This is a genomic window from Caulobacter sp. 17J65-9 (assembly GCF_010975005.1).
Taxonomy (GTDB): Bacteria; Pseudomonadota; Alphaproteobacteria; order Caulobacterales; family Caulobacteraceae; genus 17J80-11.
This window is the reverse complement of sequence record NZ_JAAIVC010000037.1, coordinates 20,310-27,066: the sequence shown is the minus strand read 5'-3', so window position 1 is coordinate 27,066 and position 6,757 is coordinate 20,310. Positions and strand designations below refer to the sequence as shown.

The 6,757-nt window shown below is 71.7% G+C and carries 8 protein-coding genes; 2 read left to right on the top strand and 6 right to left on the bottom strand.

Translation table 11 applies throughout. The features are described 5' to 3' along the window. Positions 1 to 299: 299 nt before the first annotated feature. Positions 300 to 1,691, top strand: a complete 1,392-nt coding sequence (locus G3573_RS08280; protein WP_163260616.1) for a phosphomannomutase/phosphoglucomutase — start codon at positions 300 to 302, stop codon at positions 1,689 to 1,691. Between the two features lie 159 nt (positions 1,692 to 1,850). Here G3573_RS08280 and G3573_RS08275 read toward each other — a convergent pair whose 3' ends face one another. Both G3573_RS08275 and G3573_RS08270 read right to left on the bottom strand, forming a co-directional pair. Next, positions 1,851 to 2,621 (bottom strand): nucleotidyltransferase family protein, encoded by a 771-nt coding sequence (locus G3573_RS08275; protein ID WP_163260615.1) that lies wholly within the window; start codon positions 2,619 to 2,621, stop codon positions 1,851 to 1,853. 3 nt (positions 2,622 to 2,624) lie between these two features. Beyond that, positions 2,625 to 3,725: a glycosyltransferase gene (locus tag G3573_RS08270; protein WP_163260614.1), complete on the bottom strand. Its 1,101-nt coding sequence runs from the start codon at positions 3,723 to 3,725 to the stop codon at positions 2,625 to 2,627. 109 nt (positions 3,726 to 3,834) lie between these two features. Here G3573_RS08270 and G3573_RS08265 point away from each other — a divergent pair, with 109 nt between their 5' ends. Then, the gene (locus G3573_RS08265) at positions 3,835 to 4,716 is read left to right on the top strand and encodes a DUF6807 family protein (RefSeq protein ID WP_163260613.1); all 882 of its coding nucleotides are present in this window, start codon (positions 3,835 to 3,837) and stop codon (positions 4,714 to 4,716) included. 27 nt (positions 4,717 to 4,743) lie between these two features. Here G3573_RS08265 and G3573_RS08260 read toward each other — a convergent pair whose 3' ends face one another. From G3573_RS08260 to G3573_RS08245, 4 genes are all read right to left on the bottom strand, one after another. Then, complete coding sequence (locus tag G3573_RS08260; RefSeq protein ID WP_163260612.1) at positions 4,744 to 5,019, bottom strand: hypothetical protein; 276 nt, start codon at positions 5,017 to 5,019, stop codon at positions 4,744 to 4,746. A 69-nt stretch (positions 5,020 to 5,088) separates the two neighbouring features. Continuing rightward, complete coding sequence (locus G3573_RS08255; protein ID WP_163260611.1) at positions 5,089 to 5,727, bottom strand: hypothetical protein; 639 nt, start codon at positions 5,725 to 5,727, stop codon at positions 5,089 to 5,091. A gap of 31 nt (positions 5,728 to 5,758) precedes the next feature. Then, on the bottom strand, positions 5,759 to 6,529 hold the full coding sequence (gene map, locus G3573_RS08250) for a type I methionyl aminopeptidase (RefSeq protein ID WP_163260610.1): 771 nt from the start codon (positions 6,527 to 6,529) through the stop codon (positions 5,759 to 5,761). After that, positions 6,526 to 6,735, bottom strand: coding sequence for a ParD-like family protein (locus tag G3573_RS08245; protein ID WP_163260609.1), 210 nt, complete (start codon positions 6,733 to 6,735; stop codon positions 6,526 to 6,528). Before G3573_RS08245 ends, map begins: the two co-directional genes overlap by 4 nt. Between the last annotated feature and the right edge of the window lie 22 nt (positions 6,736 to 6,757).

Below are 6,757 nucleotides of genomic sequence, written 5' to 3'. Positions count from 1 at the left end.
CCATTCGGTCCAGCCGCCCGCCCAGGCCCAGGGTCTCGTCGTCGGGATGAGCCGCCACCAGGGCCAGCCGGTCGGCCACTACCGCTCCGGCGGCCAACCGGTCCAGCAGGCTGTCGGGCGATGCGGCGGGTTGGAGCTTGGCGAGACGCGTCACGGGAAGCCCTCGGGCGGCGCCGGCTGACAAGACGCGGGCGGCCGTGGCGGTTCCGGCGCCGCGTTCCGGAACTCGCGTCGCGCGCCTGAGGTTGGCGGCCCGACCCCGGCGGCGGCTGTTCCCGCGCGTACGGTGCGGAGGCGTCATGGACGATCGCGCGGCGGCCCCCTTCCCTTCCCGCACGGCCCGGATCGCGGCCGAGGCGGTGCGCGCCTACGACGTGCGCGGCGTGGTCGACCGGCACTTCGGCGAGGCGGAGGCGCAGGCCCTGGGCCGCTCCTATGCGCAGGCCGCGCGCGAGTTGGGCCTGGTGCGGATCGGGGTGGCGCGCGACGGGCGCACCTCGTCGCCCCGGCTGGAGCGGGCCCTGGTCGCCGGCCTTGTCGAAGGCGGAATGGAGGTCGAGCGCGTGGGCCTGGGGCCGACGCCCATGCTGGCCTTTGCGGTGCATGCGCGGGGCCTGGACGGCGGGGTGATGGTCACCGCCTCGCACAACCCGGCCGAGGAGAACGGCTTCAAGCTGATGATGGGCGGCGAGCGGGTGCATGGCGCGGCGCTCCAGGCCCTGGTCGTCAGGCCCGGGCGCGAGGCCCCGGGCGGCCGCGCCTGCGAGGCCGAGGTCATGCCGGCCTATGTCGCCGCCTTGGCGCAGGCCGCCGCGGGCGTGCGCCCGCTGAAGGTGGCCTGGGACTGTGGCAACGGCTCGACCGGGCCGGCGGTGGAGCGGCTGGTCGCGCGACTGCCCGGCGAGCACCGGGTGATCCACGCCCAGGTGGACGGGCGCTTTCCGAACCACCATCCGGACCCGGCGGTGGAGGCCAACCTGTCCGACCTGGCCGAACTGGTCGTGGCCGAGGGCTGCGACCTGGGGCTCGCCTTCGACGGCGACGGCGACCGCATCGGCGTGGTCGACGCCAAGGGCCGCACGGTGTGGGCCGACCAGCTCTTGCTGTTCCTGGCCCAGGACCTGCTGGAGACCCGGCCCGGCGCGACCGTGGTGGCCGACGTGAAGTGCAGCCGGGTGGTGTTCGACGGCGTGGCGCGCGCGGGCGGCCGGGCCGAGATGGCGCCGTCGGGCTACGTTCTGGTGCGCGAGGCCATGCGCCGCCACGACGCCGCCCTGGCGGGCGAGCTCAGCGGCCACGTCTTCTTCGGGGCCGACTGGAACGGCGTGGACGACGCACTCTATGCGGCCGTGCGGGTGCTCCTCGCCGTGTCGCAGGGCCGGGACCTGACCGCCTTCCGCGACGGCCTGCCGCCGGCCTTCTCGACCCCGGAGCTGCGGCTGCCCTGCCCCGAGCCGCGCAAGGCGGCGGTGGTGGCGGCGGTGGCGGAACGGCTGAACGGGGCCGGCGCGAAGCTCGACCCGGCGCTGGGCCTGCGCATCGACACCGCCGACGGCTGGTGGCTGCTGCGCGCGTCGGGCACCGAGGCCAAGCTCACCTGCCGCTGCGAGGCCGACAGCCCCGAGGGGCTGGCGCGGGTGCGGGCGGAGTTGGCGGGACACTTGGCGGGGTGCGGGATGACGCTGAACTGATCCTTCTCCCCTTGCGGGAGAAGGACGGAGCCCGCGCACCGGAGGCCCCTGGGCCGGAGGTCCGCGCGGGAGGATGAGGGGTTTCGCGACGGCGCCACGTTATTCGAGCAGGTCCGGCCGGCCGGGGTGAGACCCCTCATCCTCCCGCGCAGGCCTCCGCTACGCTCCGGCGCGCGGGCTCCGTCCTTCTCCCGCAAGGGGAGAAGGAGAGACATCGGCCAGAAGGCTCAACGCCTCGCGATACCCGTGCAGCGTGCCGACGTCGACGTAGCGGGTTCCGGCCGGGACGCCGACCGCCTCGCCGCCGTCGGCGATCCAGGCGTTGATCAGGCCGCCGAAGTATTCGTCCTCGCGGTCGCGCTCCAGCCACAGGGCGTGGAGCGCATGGAACACCCGCCCGGGCATCTTGAACGCGCCCCACACCCAGCGGGTCTGGGCGTCGGGCGACTTCACCTGGATTTCAAGCACCCGCCCGTCGGCGTCGGTCAGGACGGCGTCGAAGTTCTCGGGCCGGTCGACCGGGAACAGCAGGAAGGCCAGGCGGTCGTCGGGCAGGCGCGCCAGGGCGTCTTCCGGGAACCAGACGGTGTCGGGCAGGCCGACCGCCACCGGCTCGTCCGGGTGGATCAGCGGCAGGGCCCGGAACACCGCGTCGCACAGGCCGGCCGGGGCCGGCTGGACCACATAAGCGAGGTCCAGCCCGCCGACGCGTGCGCCGTAGTAGCGCAGGATGTCGGTCTTCCCCGGCGCGATCACGAAGCAGACCTTGGTCGCCCCGCCCCGCTCCAGCCGGTCCAGCAGGTATTCGCTGGCGGCGCGCGGGCGCTCCGCGGCGCCCTCGCGACGGACGCCGACCGGCAACAGCTCCTTGGAGAAGGCCAGCGGCTGGATGCGCGTGCCCTGGCCGGCGGCGGGAACGATGCCCCACATGCTCTAGAGCCCCCGCGCCAGGCCGGTCTCGGCGGCAGGGCCTGAGGTGCGCGACGACAGCAGGGTCAGCAGTTCATGGGCGCGGCGGCTGGAGGTGTGCTCGTCCAGCACGCGTTCGCGGGCGCGGCGGCCGACCTTGGCCAGCTCGGTCTCGCCCAGGTCCAGCGCGGCCAGGGCGTCGTCGGCGTCGTTGGCGATCAGGATCTCGCGGCCGGGGGTGAAGAAGCTGTCCAGCCCCTCCCAGGCGTCGCTCAGCACCGGCGTGCCGCAGGCGGCCGCCTCGAACAGCCGCCCCGACGGGCACCAGCCCATGGCCGCCATGTCGCGCCGCGTGGCGTTCAGGGTCAGGGCCGAGGAGGAGAAGAAGGCCGCGTGGTCGGGCGGGGCGACGTGGTCCATGAACCAGATATTGTCCGACCACGGAAAGTCCGCGCCGTAGCCGGAGCCGCCCAGCACGAAACGCAGGTCGGGCCGCCGCTGCGCCGGCTCGGCGAACAGGGTCTTCACCGTCGCCTGGCGGTCGCCGGCGAAGGTGCCCAGGTAGGACAGGGCGCAGCGGAAACGCTCGCGCGGCGCGGTCGGCCGGTGCGTCTGAGGATCGACGTGGCCGTACAGCGGCGCGGTGCGGCGCGCGCCCAGGCGCTTCTTCAATTCGGTCAGGGCGCGCCCGCCGGTGTAGCTCAGCACCAGGTCGAAGGCGTCCAGGCCTTGCGCGGGCAGGTAGTCGACCGCCTCCCCCGCCTCCAGGCGCGACAGGGTGACCGGGGTGTCCATGTCGTAGAACAGGGCCTGCACCGCCCGCTCGCAGACCAGGTCCGAGGCCGCGCGCGCGTCAGGACAGTAGGAGGTGACCATGGCCGCGTCGGCGTCACGCACGTGCCGTTCGGCCAGGCCCCGCACGCTGCCCCAGTCGGAATAGAGGATCAGCTCGGCGCCGGGCGGCTCGGCCAGGTCGCGGTGCTGGGCGTACCAGGCGACGTCGCGCTCGAAGAACACCACCTTGCAGCCGCGGCTGGCCAGGGCGCGGACCAGCCCCCGCCACAGGGTGGCGTGGCCGTTGCCCCACGAGGAACTGATGGTCAGGCCGAAGACGACGAGCTTCATGCGCGGCTCCCGCCCGAGAACAGGCGAGACCGGGGCGCGAGTTCCGGCTGGTCCCGGCCGTCCGAACGGCTATGCTGGAAATGACACCGGTTACCACGCGAGACACCGCATGCGTCCGTTCAGCTTCACCGCCGCCCTGCTCGCGGCTTCCGCCCTGTTCGCGGCCCCGGCCTGGGCCGGGCGGATCGACGCGCAGCCGGGGGACGGCGGCGTCCAGCTGGTCGAGGACGGCGCGCCGGTGCTGTTCTACCGGACGGCGGCCGATCCCGCCGCCGAGGCCTGGCGGCTGAACTTCGTCCATCCGCTGCTGGCCCCCGACGGTACGGTGCTGACCGAGAACCGGCCGGCCGACCACCTGCACCAGCGCGGGGTCTACTGGGCCTGGCGGCGCGTGCTGAAGGACGGTCAGCAGATCGGCGACACCTGGGTGATGAAGGACGTGGAGTTCGACACCGAGGGCTCGCATTTCGTCGGCCTGCCCGACGGCACGGGGCAGCTGACGGTGCGGTCCGAATGGGTCTCCACCGCGGGCGGCGAGCGCGAGCCGCTGTTCGCCGAGCTGACCACCGTCACCGTGCGGCCGACCGCGAACGGGGTGCGTAAGCTTTCCTTCGACACCACCCTGACCGCCCTGCAGCCGGGCCTGGCCCTGGCCGGCACCGACGACGAGAAGGAGTACAGCGGCTTCTCGGTGCGCTTCGTGCACAACGACAAGCTGAGCTTCACCTCCGACGGAAAGCCGGTCGAACCGACCAACGCCCTGCTGACGGCCGGCCAGGCCATGACCTTCGCCTGGCCGAAGGGCGAGGGCCTGCCGAACTGGAAGGTCACTCTCGCCTGCCGCGCCCAGGGCGCTGCGCTGACCAAATGGGTGCTGCGCCGCGAGCTCAGCATGCAGACCTGCGCCTTCCCCGGCCGAACGCCCTACGCCGTGCCGGTCGACCAGCCGCTGCGCCTGCGGGCGGAGATGACGATCGCGCCGGCGGGGTGAGTGGGGAATTTCCGCTGGGTCGGTCCGCTACTGCTGCGTCCAAACGACCAACGCAGAAGCCGGTATCTCGGCCTCAGCGTAAGGCCCGTCTCCGTCAACGTCGAATTGCGGCTCGTCGAAGATGATCCAAAGCGTCCGCATCGATCCGCTGCGCGTCGGCACAAGCTTCACGGTTTCGTCGATCAGAGTCCCGTGCCCGAGCTCCGCGGCGAAGCTCGGCCAAGCAGCAACGGTCCCCGTCGCGCCGCTCGCCCAATAGTGCCCTTCCGACACTCGCACCCGAACACCAATCACAAAGGTCATGGCCTCTGCGTAAAGTGGCCCCTCGTGGTCCGCAACAGGCGGAACCTGGAAGCGGGCATTCTCCGCCGACTAGCCCGGAGCCTTCGGCAACCGAGTGATTTTGGTCCGACGGTGCGGCGTCGCTGCCGACCACTGCCCTATGTCATGGACGTCCCCAGAGGCTTCGGGCGCGTCCGGCACATACACCCAGACCTCGTTCCCGGCGGCGCCCAACATTGCGGCAGCCAGGACGCCGCCGCGCGGGTCGACCAAGACGACCGCCTTGGCGTCGCAATTGTGCGGTTGGCAGCCCGGCATCAGCCAATTCCCGTCGCGCAGCCTGACAGGTTCGTCGGGCAAGGAGATCCGCTCGATGATTTGGTCGGAAACCGGCCCTTGGTTCGCGGAGTAGTCGTTGCGCGTTTCACCTAGGAACCGGGGCAACTCGCGATCCAGTGCGCCAGCCGCGGAGTCTTCGTATGGCGCGGCGACCGGCGTCTGCTCCGACTTTGGTGGGACCGCCGCGCTGGTAGCGGGCGAACCATGTGCGGCGCCGGAAAGGCTTCCGCCCCCGGCGTAGGCGAATGCCGCCGCGGCGACCGCCATGACCAACACACCACCCGCCGCTACACTTGGCTTCACCATTCTGCTCACGACAGCCCCCAACCGGAGAAGCTTAGCCGTAATGGGGCGGAAGGCGAATGTCCGCTTTGGGTCGAAAGCGGACATCGAGACCTCACCCCGAGCGCCCCCCCCCCGCCTACGCCGTCGCCCTGCCCTCCTCCGCGCGCAGGGTCAGCACGCGCACGCCGTCGCGGGTGACGGCGACCGTGTGTTCGAACTGGGCGGAGAGCTTTCCGTCCGACGTGACCACCGTCCAGCCGTCGTCTTCTGTGCGGACCGTGCGGCGGCCCTGGTTCAGCATGGGCTCGATGGTGAAGACCATGCCTTCGCGCAGGGTGAGGCCCGTGCCCGGCCGTCCGAAGTGCAGGACCTGCGGGGCCTCGTGCATTTCGCGGCCGATGCCGTGGCCGCAGTAGTCATGCACGACCGAATAGCCGTTGCGCTTGGCGTGGCGTTCGACGGCATGGCCGATGTCGCCCAGCCGTGCGCCTGGGCGCACGGCGCGGATGCCCTGCCACATGGCCTCGTAGGTGGCGCGCACCAGCCGCCGGGCGGTCGGCCCGACATTGCCGATCAGGTAGGTCTTGCTGGAGTCGGCGATGAAGCCGTGCTTCTCCAGCGTGACGTCGAAGTTGACGATGTCGCCGTCACGCAGGACCTCGTCCGCGGACGGCACGCCGTGGCAGACGACCTCGTTCCTCGAACTGTTCAGCACGAAGCCGTAGCCGTACTGGCCCTTGCTGGCCGGCCGCGCCTCCAGCCGCCCGACGATGAAGGCCTCGACCAGGTCGTTGACCTGAAGCGTGCTCATGCCGGCCAGCGGCAGGGTGTCCAGATGCGCGAAGACCGAGGCCAGCAGGCGCCCCGCGTCGGCCATCAGCTCGACCTCGGCCGGGGTCTTGGTCATGGAACGGCCGCGAGATCAGGGGCGTCGACGCCGGCCGACTTCAGCTCGCGCGCGACCAGCTCCTGGAAGGTCAGGTCCGGGTTCAGCTCGCAGAGCATACCGATCCTGATCCAGAACGCCGCCTGGCCGTTGATCGAGCGGTAGGACGCCTTGCTGGCCCGGCGCAGCTGCTCGTGCAGCTCGTCCTCGATGTTCACGATGCCCACGGGTCGCCCTCAAATATACGAA